15 protein-coding genes and 1 tRNA gene are annotated in these 18577 nt (G+C 75.0%); 7 read left to right on the top strand and 9 right to left on the bottom strand.

Annotated features, from left to right (window positions below; all coding sequences use genetic code 11):
- The first annotated feature begins 168 nt into the window (after window positions 1-168).
- Both ABD329_RS31005 and ABD329_RS31000 read left to right on the top strand, forming a co-directional pair.
- Complete coding sequence (locus ABD329_RS31005) at window positions 169-1812, top strand: AMP-binding protein (protein WP_344317222.1); 1644 nt, start codon at window positions 169-171, stop codon at window positions 1810-1812.
- A gap of 140 nt (window positions 1813-1952) precedes the next feature.
- Window positions 1953-2558, top strand: coding sequence for a response regulator transcription factor (locus tag ABD329_RS31000; RefSeq protein WP_198281717.1), 606 nt, complete (start codon window positions 1953-1955; stop codon window positions 2556-2558).
- Between the two features lie 78 nt (window positions 2559-2636).
- On the opposite strand, the gene ABD329_RS30995 is transcribed toward ABD329_RS31000, so the two are convergent.
- The 3 genes from ABD329_RS30995 to ABD329_RS30985 all read right to left on the bottom strand — a co-directional run bounded on the left by ABD329_RS30995 (window position 2637) and on the right by ABD329_RS30985 (window position 6732).
- Window positions 2637-3857 carry a sensor histidine kinase gene (locus tag ABD329_RS30995; RefSeq protein WP_246619119.1) on the bottom strand — a complete coding sequence of 407 codons (1221 nt, stop codon included), beginning with the start codon at window positions 3855-3857 and terminating at the stop codon, window positions 2637-2639.
- 138 nt (window positions 3858-3995) lie between these two features.
- Entirely contained in the window at window positions 3996-6506 is a 2511-nt protein-coding gene (locus tag ABD329_RS30990) for a TOMM precursor leader peptide-binding protein (protein WP_344317221.1), read from the bottom strand.
- A 7-nt stretch (window positions 6507-6513) separates the two neighbouring features.
- Window positions 6514-6732, bottom strand: coding sequence for a hypothetical protein (locus ABD329_RS30985; protein ID WP_198282352.1), 219 nt, complete (start codon window positions 6730-6732; stop codon window positions 6514-6516).
- A gap of 183 nt (window positions 6733-6915) precedes the next feature.
- Between ABD329_RS30985 and ABD329_RS30980 the strand changes: the two genes are divergently transcribed.
- The 5 genes from ABD329_RS30980 (at window position 6916) to ABD329_RS30960 (ending at window position 12547) form a co-directional block, all read left to right on the top strand.
- The gene (locus ABD329_RS30980) at window positions 6916-7740 is read left to right on the top strand and encodes an AfsR/SARP family transcriptional regulator (RefSeq protein WP_037953152.1); all 825 of its coding nucleotides are present in this window, start codon (window positions 6916-6918) and stop codon (window positions 7738-7740) included.
- A gap of 263 nt (window positions 7741-8003) precedes the next feature.
- Window positions 8004-9239: an FAD-dependent monooxygenase gene (locus ABD329_RS30975; RefSeq protein ID WP_198282009.1), complete on the top strand. Its 1236-nt coding sequence runs from the start codon at window positions 8004-8006 to the stop codon at window positions 9237-9239.
- Window positions 9240-9332: 93 nt separating this feature from the next.
- Window positions 9333-10283, top strand: coding sequence for a GlxA family transcriptional regulator (locus tag ABD329_RS30970; RefSeq protein WP_198282008.1), 951 nt, complete (start codon window positions 9333-9335; stop codon window positions 10281-10283).
- A 103-nt stretch (window positions 10284-10386) separates the two neighbouring features.
- Complete coding sequence (locus tag ABD329_RS30965) at window positions 10387-11133, top strand: SDR family NAD(P)-dependent oxidoreductase (protein ID WP_344317219.1); 747 nt, start codon at window positions 10387-10389, stop codon at window positions 11131-11133.
- A gap of 91 nt (window positions 11134-11224) precedes the next feature.
- Window positions 11225-12547: a nucleotide disphospho-sugar-binding domain-containing protein gene (locus tag ABD329_RS30960; protein ID WP_344317218.1), complete on the top strand. Its 1323-nt coding sequence runs from the start codon at window positions 11225-11227 to the stop codon at window positions 12545-12547.
- A gap of 78 nt (window positions 12548-12625) precedes the next feature.
- On the opposite strand, the gene ABD329_RS30955 is transcribed toward ABD329_RS30960, so the two are convergent.
- From ABD329_RS30955 to ABD329_RS30930, 6 genes are all read right to left on the bottom strand, one after another.
- Window positions 12626-12699: transfer RNA gene (locus tag ABD329_RS30955), tRNA-Lys, on the bottom strand.
- A gap of 56 nt (window positions 12700-12755) precedes the next feature.
- The gene (locus ABD329_RS30950) at window positions 12756-13373 is read right to left on the bottom strand and encodes a bifunctional DNA primase/polymerase (RefSeq protein WP_198277661.1); all 618 of its coding nucleotides are present in this window, start codon (window positions 13371-13373) and stop codon (window positions 12756-12758) included.
- Window positions 13374-13487: 114 nt separating this feature from the next.
- On the bottom strand, window positions 13488-13853 hold the full coding sequence (locus ABD329_RS30945) for a hypothetical protein (protein WP_198277660.1): 366 nt from the start codon (window positions 13851-13853) through the stop codon (window positions 13488-13490).
- Window positions 13854-14123: 270 nt separating this feature from the next.
- Window positions 14124-15506, bottom strand: a complete 1383-nt coding sequence (locus ABD329_RS30940; protein WP_309142742.1) for an AAA family ATPase — start codon at window positions 15504-15506, stop codon at window positions 14124-14126.
- Window positions 15506-17242, bottom strand: coding sequence for a hypothetical protein (locus ABD329_RS30935; RefSeq protein ID WP_198277659.1), 1737 nt, complete (start codon window positions 17240-17242; stop codon window positions 15506-15508). Before ABD329_RS30935 ends, ABD329_RS30940 begins: the two co-directional genes overlap by 1 nt.
- The gene (locus ABD329_RS30930) at window positions 17233-18564 is read right to left on the bottom strand and encodes a hypothetical protein (RefSeq protein WP_246618522.1); all 1332 of its coding nucleotides are present in this window, start codon (window positions 18562-18564) and stop codon (window positions 17233-17235) included. Before ABD329_RS30930 ends, ABD329_RS30935 begins: the two co-directional genes overlap by 10 nt.
- Window positions 18565-18577 lie beyond the last annotated feature (13 nt).

Raw genomic sequence — 18577 nt, 5'->3', positions numbered from 1 at the left:
GAGGGCCCGGCGGTCCGCTGCCGCACGCGCGCCGATGCGGCAGGTCGGGCCGCCTGTGGACCCCCGCCGAGGCCCGGGGCGCGCTCCTCACCGTTGATCAAGTCGGCTTCGAGGTGGCGCTTCGAGACTGTGGGCCCCTTTTCGACGTCGGGTGCCCGGGAGTTGAGAATGCCGCGATACGCGAATCTGGCCGAGGCCCTGAAGGAACGGGCCCTCCGGTGCCCCGACGGCACGGCCCTCGCCCACCCCGCCCCCGACGGCACCGAACACCGCGTGTCCTACGCAGCGCTCGACGCCCGCGCCGACGCCGTGGCCGCCTGGCTGCGCGCCCGTGACGCCACCGGCCGCCGGGTGCTGCTCGCCATGGACCCCGGTCCGTGCGCCGCGGTGGCGCTGCTCGGCTGTCTGTACGCGGGGGCCGTCGCGGTGCCCGTGCCCGCGCCGTCCGCCTCCCGGACCGATGCCGAGCGCACCGCCTCGATCGTCCGGGACGCCGCCGTGGACCTCGTCCTCACCGAGACCGCCCACGCCACCGAGACCTCCCGCAGGCTCTCCCGAATCGGCCGCGCCGGTCTGACCTGCCTCGCCGTCGACGGACTCCGCCCCGACGCGGGCGCCGACGCGCCCCGGCAACCGCTCCGCACCACCGCCGACAGCCTCGCGCTGCTCGCCTACGACTCCGGGCCCGCCACCGCCCCCCGCGGCGCCCTGCTGACGCATGGCAACCTTACGGCGGCCATGACCGGGCTGCGGCGGACCCTCGGCACCGACCGCCGCTCCCGGATCGGCGGCTGGCTGCCCCGCCGCCACACCCCCGGGCTGATCGGGCAGGTGCTGCACCCCTTATGGCTGGGCGCCACCGCCGTGACCCTTCCTGCGGAGCCGTACCGCACCGATCCGCTCGGCTGGCTGCGCGCCATCAGCCGCCATGGCATCACCGAAACCCTCGCGCCCGACATCCTCCACGCCCGCTGCGCCGCCCTCCTCGGCGACGAGCCACCGGCCGGGCTCGACCTCTCCCGCTGGCGTACCGCGCTGAACGCCGGGGAGCCGGTCTCGGCCGGGACCATGGCCGCCTTCCCCCACCGCTGCGCCCCGCTGGGCCTGCGCCCGGGCACCCTGGTGGCCGGGTACGTCCCGGCCGAGGGGGCGCCGGTGCCGCTGGCCACGGGTCGCGCACCGGTGCCGGGCGCGGACTTCGCCGTCGTGGACCCGCTGACCGGGCGCGGGCTGCCGGACGGGGCGCCCGGCGAGATCTGGGTGCGCGGCCCCGCCGTCGCCACCGGCCACTGGGGCGGTCCGTCGGACACCGCGCCGCTGTTCGCCGCCCGGGTCGCCGAGGGCCCTGGCGGCTTTCTGCGCACCGGCGACCTCGGCCTTACGGTCAACGGCCGGCTCCGGATGACCGGACGGGTCCGTGACGCCCTCCTGGTGGACGGCCATACCCTGCACCCCCAGGACGTGGAGCGCGAACTGCTGGGCTGCGCGAAGGCGCTGGGGTCGGCCCGGGTGTTCTGCGCGGGGCCCGGTGCGGGGGCGCTGGTGGTCGTCCAGGAGGTCGTCCGTACGGCGGGCGGGGCGCGCCCCGGGCTGCCCCGGCTGGCGGCCCGGATCCGCGCCCTGATCGCGGAGGAGTTCGGGGTCGAGACCGGCGCGCTGCTGCTGGTGCGCCCCGGCACCGTGCGCGGGGCGGGAACCGCCAAGATCCGGCGCGCCCTGCTGCGCGAGCGCTATCTGCGGGGCGAAGTGCGCGCGCTGCACGCCGAGTTCGGGCCGGGAATCGGTGAGCCCTGCCGGGGTGGTGCGGCGTGAATAGGGGGCGCGCGGTCGCGCTCGCGCAACGGGATAGGCGTTCGACGGGCGTATTTCCCCGCGAATCGATGGAATGACCGAGAGGGCGGGGGAATAATCCCCGTGCGGGGTGAGGCCGGGCGGGGAAAGCAGGGGGCGGCATGGTCAGGGTGCTGATCGCGGAAGACATGCATATGTTGCGCAAGGCACTGGTCGCCCTGCTGGAATTCGAACCGGATATCGATGTGGTGGCCGAATTCTCCAACGGCGCCGAGATCCTGCCGCGCGCACGTGAACTCCGTCCGGACGTCGCCGTGCTCGACATCGATCTGCCGGGCGTGGACGGGCTCACCGCCGCGGCCGAATTGAGCACCGCCGTTCCCGAATGCCGCACCATGATGCTCACCAGCCTCGGCCGCCCCGGAAATCTGCGCCGGGCGCTGGCCGCCCGTGTCTCCGGCTTTCTGCTCAAGGACAGCAGCCCGGAGAAGCTGAGCGACGCCATCCGCGCCGTCGCCAAGGGCGAGCGGGTGATCGATCCCCAGCTCGCGCTGGCCGCCCTGGACGACGGCCCACAGCCGCTGACCCCGCGTGAGCTGGAGGTCCTGCGGTTCGCCGCGAAGGGCGAGGACTCCGGGCAGATCGCGGCCAAGCTGTTTCTGTCGGTGGGCACGGTGCGCAACTATCTGACGTCCGCCGTGACCAAGCTGGACGCCCGCAACCGGGTGGACGCCATCCGGATCGCCCGCGAGGCGGGCTGGCTGTAAGGCGGCGCGCGGCGTTCCCACGTGCTGCTCAGGCCGTCGGGGGTGCCGCCATCAGGGCCGTTACGCCGTTGGGTCCCGTTACGCCGTCACCGTCGGCCCCGGGCCGTACTCCCGGCCGCTCCGCGGCGGCGCGTCCACGGACACATCCAGCTCCGCCCGTAACTCGAACCAGCCGTCCGGCCGTACGCCCGCGCGCAGCCGCCCGCCGAGGTTCTCCACCCGCACCCGGAGGTTGCCGATGCCGCTGCCGCCGTCCGAGCTGTCGGCGCGCAGGATCGTGGACGGCCGGCCCACCCCGTCGTTGACGAGGGTCAGCGACACCCGGTGCCCGCTGCGCCGCGCCTCGACCGCGCAGTGGTCGGCCTTGCTGTGGCGCAGCACATTGGTCAGCCCCTCGCGCAACACGCTCGCCAGCACCGTGTCCACCAGCTCCGGCAGCGGTCCGCAGTCGATCTCGGCCGTGGCGCTGATGCCCGCCGCGGCCAGCATCGAACGGGCCGTCGCCGCCTCCGCCGACAGCGACATCTTGCGATAGCCGCTGGCCACCGCCCGTACGTCGGCGAGGGCCTGACGGGAGGTCTGGAGGATCTCCGCGAGCTCCTGCTGGGCGCGGGAGTTCTGCCGGGGCACCAGCCGGTGCACCAGCTCGCATTTGAGGGTGATCGTGGACAGGCTGTAGCCCAGCAGATCGTGCACGTCCCGGGAGAACCGCAGCCGCTCCTGGGCGACCGCCAGCCGGGCCAGCTCCGCCCGGGACCGGGACACCTCGGCGACCAGCCCGGACAGCCGCGAGAGCCCGAAGACCACCAGCCCGGTCAGCGCGGTGGAGACCGTGGTGTACGCCACCTGACCCCAGCCGAAGCCCACCTGGAACAGCAGGACGTCCGTGCACAGCAGGATGGCCGCGAACGCGGGCCACGCCAGCGCCGGGACCAGCACCAGCAGCGAGGAGCCGGCCAGGAAGCCCGGCATGCCCAGCCAGGCGTGCTTGAAGATGGCGAAGGGAGCGAAGGTCAGCACCGCTTGGAGCGCCAGCGTCCAGCGCCGCGCACCGCTGAGCCGGGGCGCGAGGCCGGGGAAGGAGTGCAGCATCTGGAGGCAGAGCAGCACGGTCATCGGCAGCAGCGCGAGACCGAGCATCGCCGCGTCGACCGACCTGCCCGAGCGATTGCCGTCGACGACGTAGGTGACGGCCACGGCGAAGTACCCCACCAGCACGAGGACCGTGATGACCACGGCCAGACGCGGCGCCAGACCGTCCTGGTGGCGCGGTGGGTGGTTCCCGGCATCGTCGGGCAAGAGGCTCCCCTGCACTCGTCCTCCGGATGGTCGGGCCGGATTGGGTGGCTTGCCCGAGAGTATCCGATCTTCACCTGGGGTGGAGAGGCCCTGTGGAAGGCTCATGGTGTACGCGGAGTTACCGGATATCACGGGGGATCACAGGAAAAACGGAATCGGGTTGAGGTCCGCGTAGGGCGTGGGCCGCGGCAGCCGGCCGAGTGCCACGGGGGTGTCGAAGAGCCGGCCGGGCGCGAACCGGGCCCAGTGCGGGCGCATTCCGGGCACCAGGACCTTGGCCACCGGCAGCCCCACATCCGGCCGGGTCTGGTCCAGCACCAGCAGTTCCATCCCGCGCCCGCGCACCAACTCCCCTACGGCGGCGAGCGCACCGCCCTCCGGGGGCGCCGGGGGGCCGGACATCCCCGGGGGCGGCGGGGCGGCCGGATCGGGGGTCAGATACGGGTGGTCGGCGAGGGTCGCGGTACGGAACCAGTGCAGCGCCTCGGGCTCGGCGGCGCCGTAACCCCCGCCGTCGGCGCGGGCCTCGACCACCGCCGGGAGCATCTGGTTCAGCTCGGCCAGCGCGTGGCACAGCGCGGTGTGCCGGTCGAAGTGGGCGCCGAAGCCGAAGGTGATGTCCTCGGCGGGCTTGTCGAGGCGCCGGGAGAGCGCGGCGACCACCGGGATGCCGAAGTCGGTGGTGAGGTCCAGGGCCCACACCTCGCGCCGCACGCCCCGGTGGGCGGCGCGCACTTCGGCCAGCCACGGATCGTCGAAGGCGTCCAGGGCCACGGCGGGCTGGCGGGTGCGGTTGTACCACCACAGGGCGACCGCGTCCCGCTCCATGAGCTCCAGGAAGCCCCGTACCACGGCGTCGGCCAGGGTGCCGCCCGCCGCCGCGCCGTTGGAGTCGGCCCGGCAGCAGCGGCGGCCCGGGGGCTGCGGGGCGCCGTAGTACAGCAGCGCGGTGGGCAGCAGCCGGTGGCGCTCGGCGGTGAGCGACCACACCGGGGTCCAGTCCAGCTCCGCGCCCTCGTCGAACGGATCGTGGACGCGGTGGCGCGCGGGGAGGGCAGGGTCCGGGAACTGGCGCGGGTCGAAGAGCTGGACGGTGTCCGGATGCACCGCGTCCTCCGGGCGCAGATCGCGGTAGCGGGCCCGCTGACGCGGCTCGTCCCCCTGGAAGTGGCCACTGTAGTGCTCCAGGGCCTCGCACAGCGCGCTCGCCCGAGCCTGTTCGGCTGTGCGGCCCTTACCGTGGGCGGCGGCCCGCAGCCCGGCCCTTACAGCGTCCAGGCCGCCGTGGGGGCCCGCTCCGGCGTAGGAGTCGTGGGAGCCCGCTCCGGCGTACGAAGGGTGGCGGGCGTGGAAGCAGTTGAGGACGGCGGGGCCGCGCGGATCGCGCAGGATCTCGGTGACCAGCCCGGTGACGGGGTCCACCAGATGTCCGTAGCGCTCCATGATCCCGCGCGGGGAGGTGTCGGTGACGTCGGCAGCGGTACCGGTACCAGTACCGGTCTCGGCCAGTGGCTCCCGTGGCGAGGGCAGCGAGAGGGGCGCCCGTATCCGGGCCGCGACCAGCGCCGGATCGCCGCAGCCGGGGCACTGCGGGCGGCGGGAGAGCGGATGGCGGTCCACGGTGGCGGTGAGGCTGTCCAGGGTGCGCAGCTCCCGCTGACCCGGGTGCCGGTACCCGGCCAGCCACTTGGCGGCCTCCAGGGCGGCGAGCTGGAGCGCGGCGGCGCGGCTCGCGGGCAGGGAGGCGGGCGGCCGCGGCACGGGTCCGGGGCGGCCGAGCCGGCGCTGGAGGTACGCCTCGGCCTGCCGTCCGCGCCACAGCCGGTCGGCCAGACAGACCCAGCACGGATCGTCGGGGGCGCCGAGGAACGGGCCCAGCCACGCCTGGGTGCCCACCGGTTTGACGGGCAGCCAGCGACGGCCGGTGGCGCGGTGCGCGGCGTCCACGGCGGCGAGCCGGGGGTCGAGGTAGTCATCGCACACCACAAGGGTGAGTTCTGCGGCGTCATGTTGACGGAAGGCGATTTGACATATCTCTCGCCGAGGGCTACTGGCCCCCGAGGTCGTCGGATCGCCGTCCGCCGCCTCCGCGTTCACCGACCTCGGGTCCGCCGGCTCGCCGTCCACGGCCCTCAGCCCCGCGACGCGCAGCGCCCGGACCACCTCGTCCGGGTCGGCCGAGCCGAGGACCAGCGGGGCCACGGCGGGGCGGGTGGATGCGGGCGCGGGGGCCGCGGCGGAACCGCCCGTGCCCAGCCCGGCCAGCTCCCAGTACGCCTCCTCGGGGGTCCAGGCGTGCTCCCGCTCGGAGACCAGCCCGGCCGCGCGGAGACGTGCGATGACGCGCTCGGCCTGCCCGGGCGGGATCGCGCCCGCCGGGACCGCGCCGGGCAGGACCGCGGCGGGCGGGACCGCGGCGGGCGGGACCGCGCTGGGCGGGACCGCGCCGGGCGGGCCCGCGGAGCGCCCGGGCGCGGCGGCCTCGGTGAGGATGTGGGCGAGGTCCCGCGACCCGTCGAGCAGCGGCGCCAGCGCGGCGATCGCCCGCCCGTGCAGCGCCGTGACGCCGTGCTCGGAGACGAGATAGACGGCCTCGCCGGGCACCGGCTCGACCCGCAGATGTGGTGTGAAGCCCAGTTCGCCGGTCATGGCCCGGTCATTCGGCGCCGACGGTGCAGATGCAGATGCCGGGCGCGGGGATGGGCCAGGCGGCGTCGGAGAGGTCCTCGATGACCAGGTCGTCGTCCTCGGCGGGCGGACGCACGGCTTCGGCGGTCTTGGCGGCCCCGGTGACCCTGGTGACCTCGGCGTTCTCGGCGGGATGAGCCGGGGCGGCGGGGCTCGGAGGCTCATGTGGGATGGGCGTATCGGTCATCGCGGACTCTCTCATCGCCAGGGGTGTGAATTTGTCATGGTGCGGGGCTCTGGAACTCATATCGAGCTCGTTACTCCGGCACTGGCCGCACAGGCCGCCCACAAGCGAGGCTCTTAGATGCCTCGGTGGCAGGGCCGCGCGGCCAGGAGGCACTTGACGGACCGTTGACGGAGGTACACGACCATGGACATCAAGGTGTTGGGGCCGCTGAGCGTCGAGGCGTGCGGTCAGTCGATCGTGCCCAGCGCGGGCAAGCCGCGCCAGATCCTTGCACTGCTTTCCGTCTACGCCAACCAGATGCTCCCGGTGCCCACTCTTATGGAGGAAATCTGGGGCACGCAGATGCCGCGCAGCGCGCTCACCACTTTGCAGACCTACATCCTCCAGCTGCGCCGCAGGCTGGCCGCGGCCTATGGACCACAGGCCCCGCAGGCTTCCAAGGACGTGCTGGCCACGCGCTACGGCGGATATGTGCTGGAGGCCCAGCCCGGCGCGGTGGACATCCATGAGTACGACCGGCTGGTGGCCGCGGGGCGGGACGCGCTGGACGCCGGGGACGATGTCCAGGCGTCCCTGCTGCTGCGCGAGGCGCTGGCCGTCTGGCGCGGTCCCGCGCTGGTGGATGTGAAGGTCGGGCCGGTCCTGGAGATCGAGCTTGCCCGTCTGGAGGAGAGCCGGCTCGGCGTCCTGGAGCGCCGCATCGAGGCCGATCTGCGGCTGGGCCGCCATGCCGAGCTGCTCACGGAGCTCACCGAGCTGACCGCCCGTCATCCGCTGCACGAGGGGTTGCACGCCCAGTGCATGGCCGCGCTCTACCGCGCGGGCCGCCCCTGGCAGGCACTGGAGGTCTACCAGGGGCTGCGCGCCAGACTGGTCGAGGACCTCGGGCTGGAGCCGTCGCCGCGGCTTCAGAAGCTCCAGCAGGCGGTGCTCGCCTCCGACCCGGCGCTCGATCTGGACCTGGACGGCCACTGGCGCCGCCCGGTGCTCGACCTGTTCGCCGCCTAGCCCCCGGGCCACCGGCCCGCAGCCCGCAGCCCCCAGCCTCGGTCCCCCGGCCCACAGCCCCCGTACCAGCCGTCCCCGTCCGGTGAACCATCCCCCCAATACGCCCGGCGCCGCCCTTCAGCCGGGCCTGCTACGGCTCCGCTGCCCGATCCCCCCGCGCGGGCAAGCGGAGCCGTAGCGCGTCCAGGGGCTGTCACGGGCGCCCGATGCCCGATGCCCATGGCCTGAGCCCTGGACCCTGAGCCCGACCAGCAGGAGGCGCGATGATGCGCGAGATCGACACCGATGTGTGCGTGGTCGGGGGCGGCCCGGCCGGTCTGGTGCTGGCGCTGCTGATGCTGCGGTCGGGGGCTCGGGTGACCGTGGTGGAGTGCGCCCGCGCGCATCAGCGCGTGGTCCGCGGCGAAATACTCCAGCCCGGCGCGATGGAGCTGTTGGACGCGCTCGATGTGCTCGCCGGCGCCCGCGCCCGCGGCGCCCATGAGCACCACCGGTTCCTGGTGATAGAGGGCGAGCGGGTGCTGCTGGAGGCCGACTACCGGCTGCTTCCGGCCCCGCACGACCACCTGCTGAGCGTGGTGCGCTCCCATCTGCTGGACGAGCTCCTCGCCCGCTGCCGCCGCTCGCCCGGCTTCCGTTATCTGCCCGGGCGGCGGGCCGGGGCGCTGCTGCGGCGGGAGGGGCGGATCGCCGGGGTCATCGCCGAAGGCCCGCCGGGCCGCTGTGCCGTCCGGGCCCGGGCCGTGGTCGGCGCGGACGGCCGGTTCTCGCGGATCCGGCGGCTCGCGGGCATCGGGGCGGGCCGCGCCGACGCGTTCGCCCAGGATGTGCTGTGGTGCACCCTCGTCACGCCCCCGGAAGAGCCGCCGGTCCGCGATGTACGGGTGTACCGCACCGGCGGCGGCCCGGTGCTGGTCTACGGCTCCTGGCCGAACCGGATCCAGATCGGCTGGACCCTGCCGCACCGGCGCTACGGCCATATCGCCGCCCTCGGCCTCGATCACGTCAAGGAGCGGCTGGCGCGTGCCGTGCCGCGGTACGCCACGCTGATCCGCGATCAGATCCGCACCCCCGCCGACCTCGGTGTGCTCGATGTCTTCTCCGCACGTGCCGAGCGCTGGGTGGCCGACGGGCTGGTGCTGATCGGCGACGCCGCCCACACCCACAGCCCGATCGGCGCCCAGGGCATCAACCTCGCGGTGCAGGACGCGGTGGTGCTGCACCCCCTGCTGGCCCGCGCCCTGGCCGACGGCGACACCAGCGCCGGGCGGCTGGCGGAGTTCGAGCGGCGGCGCGGGCCCGATATCGCGGCGGTGATGCGGATGCAGACCCTACAGAGCCGGGCGATCCTCTCGCAGGGCGCGTTCACCACCCGGGTGCGCCCCCGTCTCGCGCGGGCGCTGCGTCATACGCCGATCTATCGCAAGATCCTCCAGCGCATGGCCTACGGCAACCCCTCGATCCGTATCGCCGACGCCGGGGTGTGCGGCCGTACCTGACACCCCAGGGGCCGACGGCTGGAAACCAGCTGCACACCGGCTTCTCGCCACCCCGGCATTGGCGCCATGCCCCGTACGGCCTAGGTTGAGGCCATGCACACTGTCGTGATCCTGGCGCTGGACCAGGTCATCGCCTTCGATCTGGCCACCCCGATCGAGGTGTTCACCCGCACCCGGCTGCCCGATGGCCGGGAGCCCTACCGGGTCCGGGTCTGTGCCCCCGCCCCCACCGTCGACGCCGGGGTGTTCGCCCTCCAGGCTCCGTACGGGCTCGAGGCGCTCGCCGAGGCCGACACCATCGTCGTGCCCGGCCGCGGCGACCCCCTGCTCCCGCTCCCCGACGGGGTGGTCGAGGCGCTGCGGGACGCGGCCGGGCGGGGCACTCGTATCGCCTCGATCTGCTCCGGGGCCTTCGTCCTCGCCGCCACCGGGCTGCTCGACGGTCTCCGCGCCACCACGCACTGGCTCGGCGGCGCGCTGCTCGCCGAGCTCCATCCGAAGATCCAGGTCGACCCGGATGTGCTCTATGTGGACAACGGCCAGTTCCTCACCTCGGCGGGCGCCGCGGCCGGGCTCGACCTGTGTCTGCACATCATCCGGCGCGACCACGGCTCCGCCGTGGCCGCCGACGCCGCCCGGCTGTCGGTGATGCCCCTGGAACGGGAGGGCGGACAGGCCCAGTTCATCGTCCATGACCAGCCACCCGTACCGCGCGGATCGCTGTTCGAACCCCTGCTGCGGTGGATGGAGGACAACGCCGGACGGGACCTCACCCTCAACGAGATCGCCGCCCACGTCGGCATGAGCACCCGCACCCTCAACCGCCGCTTCCGGGAGCACACCGGGACCACCCCGCTCCAGTGGCTGCACCGCGCCCGGATCCGGCAGGCGCAGTATCTGCTGGAGGCCACCACCCACCCCGTGGAGCGCATCGCCTCCCAGGTGGGGTTCGGCTCGCCCACCTCCTTCCGGGACCGCTTCAAGCGCGTCGTCGGCACCAGCCCGCACAGCTATCGCTCCGCCTTCCAGCGAAACGCCGGATAGCCGCCGAGCGAGGCACCGGACAGGGTCGGGCGCGGGTCGAGGCGGGCTCGAGTCACGGCGGCGACCATGGCCTTCTCAGTGGGAACGACCGCGAGGAGCGCCCATGTTGGACCTCGGCCTGGAGGGGCGCACGGTCCTGGTCACCGGGGCCACCGGCGCCATCGGCAGCGCCGCCGCACGCGCCTTCGCGGAGCAGGGCGCCCGGGTCGCGCTCGCCTTCCGGCACCGCCGCGAGGCCGCCGAAGGGCTGGCCGTCGAGCTGTCCGGACCGGATCGGGGCCGGGCCTTCGCGGTGCCGTACGCCCTGGACGACGCCGCGTCGCCGCGCTGGGTCGTGGCCGCCGTGGAGGAGCACTGGGGCGGGCTGGACGTGCTGGTGGCGGCCGCCCGGCGAAGGGGCGCGCGGCGCGAGCCGCACGCCCGGTTCGAGGACGTCCCGGAGGAGCACTGGCGGCCGCTGGTCGTCGACGCCTTCGCGCCCGCGATCCGCACCGTCCAGTGGGCCGTGGCCGGGATGCGGAAGCGCGGCTGGGGCCGGATCGCGCTGGTGGCCCCGCCGCATATGCCGGACGGCGACCCGGGTGGGGAGTTCCACGAGGTGGCGCGGGCCGGGCTGCGGGGTCTGGTCCGCGGGCTGGTGGGCGAGGTGGGCGGGGATGGAGTGCTGATCAACGCCGTATGCCCCGGTCCCACCCCGCCCGACCGGCCGCCGACCTCGCCCGACCGACCACCCATCGCCTCCGAGAGCCCCACGACCCCCGAGGACATCGCCCGCGCTCTCGTCTTCCTGTGCTCGGCGGCCAACGGCGCGATCACCGGCGAGACGCTGACGCTCGCGGGGCGCCGCTGAGCCCGCCGGCGGGTGTGAGGGGTCGGCTCGGTGTCATGTCCATCGGCCGGACGGGTCGGTCCGGTCGGCTCGACCTCCGCGGGAGGTGACCATGCGCGTCCTGTTCACGACCTGGGCCTCGGGCGCCCATCTCGTCCCCATGGTGCCGCTGGCCCGCGCCCTGCTCGAGGCCGGACACCAGGTGCGGGTCGCGGTGCCGTCCGAGTGCGCGGCGGCCGTCGCCCGGACCGGCCTGGTGCCGGTGCAGATCGGCGCGCTGCCCATGGCGGTGGTCAGACCGCCGGACGCGGCGCGCCGCCCGCGCGGCATCTGGCCCGCGGAATGGCCGGTGCGGCCCGCCGCGCTCACCCCGGAGCAGCACGGTGTGCTACGCGCGTGCGGCGACCGGCAGGTGCGGATCGCCGAGGCGATGGCCCAGGGCCTGGTGGCCTTCGCCCGCTGCTGGCAGCCGGAGCTGGTGGTGCATGACGCGGGCGCGTACGCGGGCACGGTGGCCGCGGGGGCGCTGGGCGTGCCGGCGGTCGGCCAGCTGTGGGGGAGCGCGGCCGTCCTGCGGCTGGACCGGCAGCGGCTGGAAGGCCCGCCGCTGCCCGGCTACGCCCGGCTGATGCGGCGTTACGGCGCCGATCCGGCGCGCGAGCCCGACCTGTGGCTCGACCCCTGCCCGCCGAGCCTCGCGCTGCCCTCGCGGGCGCGGCGGCTGCCGGTGCGCTTCGTGCCGCACGACGGGACGTCGCCGGACGAGACGCCGTCGCCGTACGAGGCCCGCCGCGCCGGGACACGCCAGGAGCACCCCGGGCACCCCGGGCGCCACGAGTACCCGGGGCACCCCGGGCACCCCGGGCACCCCGGGCGCCACACCGCCGCGTCGAACGGGCGGCGCGGACCGGGCGGTGGCCCCAGGTGCTCAGGGCCGGTGCGGGTGTGCGCGGCGTGGGACGACGCCGGTGGCCCGCCGGACGCCGTACGGGCCGCGCTGTGGGCCGCCGAGGCGCGGGGCGTGGAGGTCGTCAGGGTCGGAAGCGCCGCCGAGGGGCGGCCGCCCGCCGGGCCGCTGCACCGGGTGCTGCCGGGCTGCCGGGCGCTGCTCCACCAGGGCGGGGGCGCGGCGGTGCTGGGCGCCGCCATGGCCGGGGTGCCGCAGTTGGTCGTCGCGCCCCGCCTGGAGCACCAGCTGAACGGGGCGCGGCTGGCCCGCGCGGGCGCCGGAATGTATCTGCCCGCAGACGCACTCGACGCCGCCCGACCCGGGGCGCGGGCGGCGGGCGCCCGGCTGGCCCTGGATCTGTTCGCGTTGCTGGAGCAGCCCTCGTACGCCGCGGCGGCGCACACCCTGCGCCGGGAGGCGCTCGCGATGCCCGGCCCGGACAAGGCGGTGAAGGCGGTCACCCGGCTCGTGGGCCCGGCGGTGTGAGTCCGCCGTCACCCGCGTCCCGTGTCGCCGGGGTACGCGAAAGGCCCCCCACCGAGGTGAGGGGCCTTTCACTGTCTGTGCGCCGCCAGGGACTCGAACCCCGGACCCGCTGATTAAGAGTCAGCTGCTCTAACCAACTGAGCTAGCGGCGCCTGCTGACGTAGGAGACCTTAGCACCCGGACGCCACGGAGCGAAAATCGATAAGTTTCAGCCCGGAAAGGCGGCGGGTTCGCTGGTCACGGCCGTGCAGACAAGATCACCACCGGCGGCGCGCGCCGCCCTCACACACGCCCACAGCAGCACCTCGGGGCCGGGCAGCCAGGGGGCGCGGACATCGGGCGCGACCAGCCAGCGCGGCGACGGCATCGGGGCGACGCCGGACTCCGGGGCGTCGTGTTCCAGGGGCGCCGCCTCCTGTGGGCCGGGGTCCGGCGGGAACAGCGGCGGCACGGTCACCGCGTCGCCCCGGCCGTAGCAGAGCAGCGGGGGAGCGGCCGCGCCCCACTCCTCCCAGCCGAGCAGCGCGGGCAGCCGCTGGGCGGTCCCGGGTGTGGCGAAGAGCATGACCCGGCCGCCCTGGGCCGCGACCGGTCCGGTGCCGGGGCCGTCGGTCCATAACCGGCCCACCACCCGGCGGCCGAAGAGCGCGTCCATGCTGATCACGTCGAACGCCGTGCCGCACGGCAGCGTCACCGGGGCGGTCGGGGCAGCGGCCCACAGGGCCTGCACACCGCGCGGGGAGGCGCTGGCCGAGGCGAGCCAGTCCGCGCCTGCCGGGGTGACGAAGGCGGCGGTGTGAAGTGAGTCCTGCGGCGATCTGCTCATGTTTCCACCTTTACCGTCAGCGCGGACGGTGTAGAGAGATGAGACGAAACCGGGACATCGGATGGCGGTATCGGGTACCTTCCGCTCGCATATGCCCCGGGCTCACGCCTGCCGTCAGTCCAGCACCTCGCCGCCCCGCATCAGCTCACGACCGAACTCGACCATCTTCTTGGCGTAGTCCTCGGTCCACTCGGCACGCTCGGCGATCACGGCGGGGGTCAGCCGATCGAACCGCCTCGGGTCGGCGAGCTGCGCGGCCGCCATCGCCTGGAACTCCATGGCCCGGTCGGTTGCCGCGCGGAACGCCAGCACCAGCTCCGTCGAGCGGGACAGCAGCTCACGCGGGTCTTCGATCGACTCCAGGTCGAAGAAGTGCGCCTCGTCCGACGCGGCGGCGGCCGGCTCGAAGAGCAGGGGCGCGGGCTTCAGCCGCCGGGGCGCGGAGCCGTGCGGGCCGTGAGCCGAATCCGGCTCGGGCATGTGATCTCTCCTCCTGGCTCGTGAGACACGTACGGTTCGCGGGTCTTGTCGTCTCCATTGTCGCGCGTAGGGCAAGGGCGTCCCTGCCGTACGCCGCCGACCTGGGGTCTCTCCCCACCCCACCGCCCCCTGAACCATGGCCGCGCCGCTCGCCCCGGTGACGCACCGTACGGCCACCGGGAACGCGCCGTCCTTACGGCCACCGGGGAGACGCCGTCCGGCTCTCGGAGACGCACCCTTAACGGCCACCGGGAACGCGCCCTCACGTCCTTACGGCCGCCATGACACCCGGTGCTCGGACAGGTGCGCCAGCACCGCGTGGTTGGCCTCCCAGCCGTCCGGGAACTTCACCGTGACGCCCAGCTGCACCGGCTCCGTGGACGGATGCTCGTCCAGCAGCTCGGCCACCCCCGCCCGGCACACCACCACACACGCCTGCCGGTGCCGCGACGCCAGTACGCACAGCCGCCCCGTCTCCAGGTGGAAGGCCGTGGCGTCGGGCCGCCCCGACAGCGGGTGGAGCACGACCGTGACATCGAACTCACGCCCTTGGAGGCGGTTGGCGGTGTCGACGGTGACGCCGGAGACCCCGAGCCCCGCCAGCGCCGCCCGGACGGCCGCCGCCTGGTCCCGGTGCGCCGTGCCCACCGCGATCCGGTCCGCCGCGACCGGCTGCGGCTCGTCGGACCGCTCGCTGACCGCCACCGCGCCCCGGTCCAGCAGCCGCCGCACCACCTGGGCCACGGCCGCCACCGCCTCCGGGTCGGTGCGCGGGGTGCGCCGGGCGGGCAGCTCCAGCAGCCCCCAGCCGGACGCGGCGGCCTCGTCGAGCACCCGGTCGGGGCCCGAGCCGTCGGAGGCCACCCCGAAGCTCAGCCGCCGCTCGCCGTGGCCGGTGCCGCTGCGGAAGGGCGTGTACGGATAGAACGCGTGCGAGACCAGCGGCGCGGCCGAGGCCGGGAGCCGCCAGGAGACCGGCAGCCGGTGCTGCGGTAGTCGCGGATTGTGGGCGAGCAGGGTGGTCACCGCGCTCGCCGAGGGGTCGTACGAGAGCCCCGCCCACTGGTCGGCGCCGACCACGCTGAACGGGTCCAGCTGCCCGGGGTCGCCCACGAACAGCGCGCGCTCGAACAGCCCGGCGACCGCCAGCAGCGCGTCGGACCGCATCTGGTACGCCTCGTCCACGATCGCGTGCCGCCACGGTTCGACGTGTTTGATGTGCGCCCACTTCGCGGCCGTGGAGACCACGATGTCGAGCCCGGCGAGGTCGGCGATCTTCGCGGAGGCGCGGACCGACTCATGGCCGTCGAGCACCGGGTCGTACGGATGCGGATCGCTGCTGTGCAGCCGCCCCACCGGAAGATCGGGGTCCGCCGTGGCCAGCCGGTCCACCAGATCGTCCACCTGGGCGTTGGTCTGCGCGACCACCATCAGCGGCCGCCCGGCGGCGGCCAGCTCCCGCGCCGCCCGCACCACCAGCGTCGACTTGCCGGCACCGGGCGGGGAGTCCACGACGACGCCGCGGTCCGCTCCGTGCAGCGTGTCGTGCAGGATCGCCTCGGTGGCGCGCGCCGCGGCGGCCGACGGGTCGAACGGCTCGCCCGCGCGGGCACGGCCCGGGTGGGCCGCGGCGGCGGCCGGGTCCGCGCCGATCACAGATAGTCCTCCTCGGTCATCGGGTCGGGCTGGGGGCCCTGGGCCGGGGCGGCGGCGTCCGGCGGGCCGCCGTGGGTCCATGGGGTGCTCTCCGCGTCGGGCAGCTCGGGGCCGCCGCGCGGGGCGTGCTCGAACAGCGTCCAGCACACCCGGTCGCCCTTCTCGGGCACCGTGCCCGGCTCGGGCTGCTTGCCCCGGCCCATCCCGCCGGTGAGCCGCACCACCAGCGCACGACCCGCGCCGTGCGCATCGCCCGCGCCTTGCGCACCGCCTGGGCCGTCCGTATCGCGGGGACTGGTGTCGCCCGGGCCGTCCACGACGTCGGCTCCCGGGCCGTCCACGACATCGGCTCCGTCGGTCTCGTCGGGCACGTCGGCACCGTCCAGGTCCGCGAAACCCGCGAACTCCCCGCTCTGCGCCCTGCCGTCGGCCGTGACCCGGTGCAGTTTGACCCGCTCGGCCAGGTGCGGACGGTCCTCGGTGCGGATCGTGACCAGCGGGCGCGGGCGCGGCACCTTCGCGTCCGACCAGGCCATCTCCACATCGATCACCTCGCCCGCGAACGCCTCACCGGCCAGCCGCCGCCCCGCCATGACCAGCGGATCGTCCAGCGCCTCATGGGCGTCCAGCTGGGCCTGCGCGGTCTCGCGCGCGGCGAGCTTCTGCGCCGCCGTCACCGCGTCGTCCAGCTTGGGCTGCGGTGGCTCCCCGGCCCGGACCCGGTCCCGGTGGCCGGTGTACGACCAGCGGTCCCGCTTCCAGCGGTCGGCCACCCGCGCGCCCTCCGGGAGGGCGCGCAGCAGATCCACCCCGTGCCACAGCGCGTCCCAGGTGGGCCGCAGCTGCGACTCGATCAGCCCGCGCAGCTCCGCCTCGGCGAGCCGCAGCCGCGCCGTGCCCCCGGCCACGCCCTGCGACGCCTCGGCACGGGCCGCGTCATAGCGGGACATCGCCGGGGCCAGCAGCTTGTTGTCGAAGGCGGGGTCGGTGGACGGCCCGGCGGGCGGGCAGCGCAACTGGCCGGTCTCGTCCCGCTCCGACTCCGCCCGCAGTGCCGCCTCCGCGCCCGGTACGCCCTCCGGGGGGTCGATCCAGGCCAGCAGCGAGCCCAGGTGCTGGTCCTCCAGATTGCTCTGCCCGGTCGCCCAGTGACGGCTCAGCAGCTCGGTGAGCGACAGCAGCAGACAGGAGCCGGGCACCCGCGCCCGCTCCCCGTAGTGGGTCAGCCACCGCCCCAGCAGCGGTACCCGCGCGGGCGCCGGGAAGGGCGTCTCCGGGTCCTGCTCGGCGGTCCGCCGGAACCGCATCGACCGGCCCAGCAGCCGTACGAACGCCACGCCCGCGGCGCTGGGCACCAGCAGCTGCGGCGCGTCCTGGCAGAGCTCGACCTGGACCGGCACCTTCTTACCGGTCTCCGGATCGGTCTCCTTGCGCTCCTCCAGCTCGACCTCGTCCCCGTACGAGTCCAGATACGGCTGGATCTCCTCGGCGAGCTCGGCGAGGAACGCGAACCTCAGGTCGCGGTCGCGCGGCTGGGCCACGATCAGCAGCCGCGGCGCGTCCCGGTCGGTGCCCACCAGCGCCCCGAGCGGCGCCCCCGCCTCACCGGCGGTGGTGAGCGGGACGAACGCCAGCGGACGCTCCGACAGATGGCGGTGGCGCACGGTGGTCAGGGGCTGGGCCCGCCCCTCCCGGACCGCCTCCATCCGGGCCAGGGTGGTGATCAGCGACATGCCACCGCCTCGGGGCGGGACGCGAGCGCCTCGGCGCGCAGGGCCGCCGCGCGGCGCAGGGCGTCCACGGCGGGGTCACCGGTGGGCGCCTCGTCGGCGGGGCCGTTCATGGCGGCCGTAAGGACGGCGTCCACGGTGGTGAGCCCGCCCAGTTCGCCCCGCACGCCACGGCCCAGCGCCTCGACCTGTCCCGCCGCGCGGGACCGCGTCCGGCAGTGGGCGGCCAGCTCGCACGTGGACAGGCACTCCGGCGCGTACGCCGCGTCCACCGCGTCCACGGCGGCCGTGAGCTCATCGACCGGCCGGGTGGGGCTCCGGCCGTCGTCGGTGAGCCGGAGGTCGAAGGTGGTGCCCTCGGGGAGGGCGGCGGCGATCTCCTCGATCCGGGTCAGCCGGTCCAGCTGTCGCCTGGTGACCGCCAGCTGCTTGCGCACATCGACCAGTTCGGCGGTCGGCAGATTGGAGAAGTCCTTGGGGCAGACGAGCAGCACCTGATGCCGCACCCGGGCCCGGGCCCGCACGGGAGCGGCCTCCGCCGGGGTCACCGAGCCCTCCTGCGCCGCCGTTTCGGCCGGGTCCGCCGAGGCTGCCGCCTCCTTCGTCCCAGCCGGGGCCGCCGCGTCCGCCGGGGCCGTCTGGCCCGCGGTTTCAGCTGCCCCGGCCGCCTCAGCCGTCATCGCCGCGCTCGCCGTCTCCGCCGCGTCCACGGCCTCCACCGCCGCCGCGGTGTCTCCGCCGCCCTCCTCCGGCTCGCCGACCATCGACGCCACCCGCTCCAGCGCCAGCGTGTAGACCGCGGACTGCCGGGCGGCCGCGCCCACCTTGGCCGGGTCGGCGGAGCCGTCCACCATCGGGAAGGACTTGATCTCGATGACCGTCCACGACCCGTCGGGGTGCACCACGACCGCGTCCGGCTCCAGGAAGGCGGGCGAGCCCGCCACGTCCAGGCTCACCATCGGATGGTCCAGCAGCGCCCAGCGCCCCGCCGCCGTGGCCTCCCGCAGCGCGAGCGCCGTACGGGCCGTGCGGCCCTGCGGCCCGGGCGCGGTCAGATCGGGGGTCGCGACGGCGCCGGGGCCGGGCGGCTCCGAGCCGTCGCGCAGCCGCTCGTGCAGCAGCCGCACCAGATCCGCGCCGCCGTCGGCCTTGACCCGGGCCTCGAAGGAATTGCCGCGCTGATGCGCGAACTGCGACTGGCCGAAGTTCGCGGGAGCCCCCAGGGCCTGCGCCAGCGCGCCCTTGTCGACCCCGGCCCCGTCCAGCAGCGCGCGGCGGCGGCAGCCCGGGTTGGCGGCCAGGGCCGCCAGCGCTCGGGCGTCCATCGGACGGGGAGCG

It is taken from the genome of Streptomyces javensis, assembly GCF_039525925.1.
GTDB lineage: Bacteria > Actinomycetota > Actinomycetes > Streptomycetales > Streptomycetaceae > Streptomyces > Streptomyces asiaticus.
This window is presented reverse-complemented; position numbering and strand designations above follow the sequence as displayed.

Coding starts and splice junctions, on each gene's coding strand:
- ABD329_RS30965 (WP_344317219.1), top strand. CDS start 10,387: ATGTTGGACCTCGGCCTGGAGGGGCGCACGGTCCTGGTCACCGGGGCC.
- ABD329_RS30975 (WP_198282009.1), top strand. CDS start 8,004: ATGATGCGCGAGATCGACACCGATGTGTGCGTGGTCGGGGGCGGCCCG.
- ABD329_RS31000 (WP_198281717.1), top strand. CDS start 1,953: ATGGTCAGGGTGCTGATCGCGGAAGACATGCATATGTTGCGCAAGGCA.
- ABD329_RS30980 (WP_037953152.1), top strand. CDS start 6,916: ATGGACATCAAGGTGTTGGGGCCGCTGAGCGTCGAGGCGTGCGGTCAG.
- ABD329_RS30970 (WP_198282008.1), top strand. CDS start 9,333: ATGCACACTGTCGTGATCCTGGCGCTGGACCAGGTCATCGCCTTCGAT.
- ABD329_RS30930 (WP_246618522.1), bottom strand. CDS start 18,564: ATGGACGCCCGAGCGCTGGCGGCCCTGGCCGCCAACCCGGGCTGCCGC.
- ABD329_RS30950 (WP_198277661.1), bottom strand. CDS start 13,373: ATGAGCAGATCGCCGCAGGACTCACTTCACACCGCCGCCTTCGTCACC.
- ABD329_RS30935 (WP_198277659.1), bottom strand. CDS start 17,242: ATGTCGCTGATCACCACCCTGGCCCGGATGGAGGCGGTCCGGGAGGGG.
- ABD329_RS31005 (WP_344317222.1), top strand. CDS start 169: ATGCCGCGATACGCGAATCTGGCCGAGGCCCTGAAGGAACGGGCCCTC.
- ABD329_RS30945 (WP_198277660.1), bottom strand. CDS start 13,853: ATGCCCGAGCCGGATTCGGCTCACGGCCCGCACGGCTCCGCGCCCCGG.
- ABD329_RS30990 (WP_344317221.1), bottom strand. CDS start 6,506: ATGACCGGCGAACTGGGCTTCACACCACATCTGCGGGTCGAGCCGGTG.
- ABD329_RS30985 (WP_198282352.1), bottom strand. CDS start 6,732: ATGACCGATACGCCCATCCCACATGAGCCTCCGAGCCCCGCCGCCCCG.
- ABD329_RS30960 (WP_344317218.1), top strand. CDS start 11,225: ATGCGCGTCCTGTTCACGACCTGGGCCTCGGGCGCCCATCTCGTCCCC.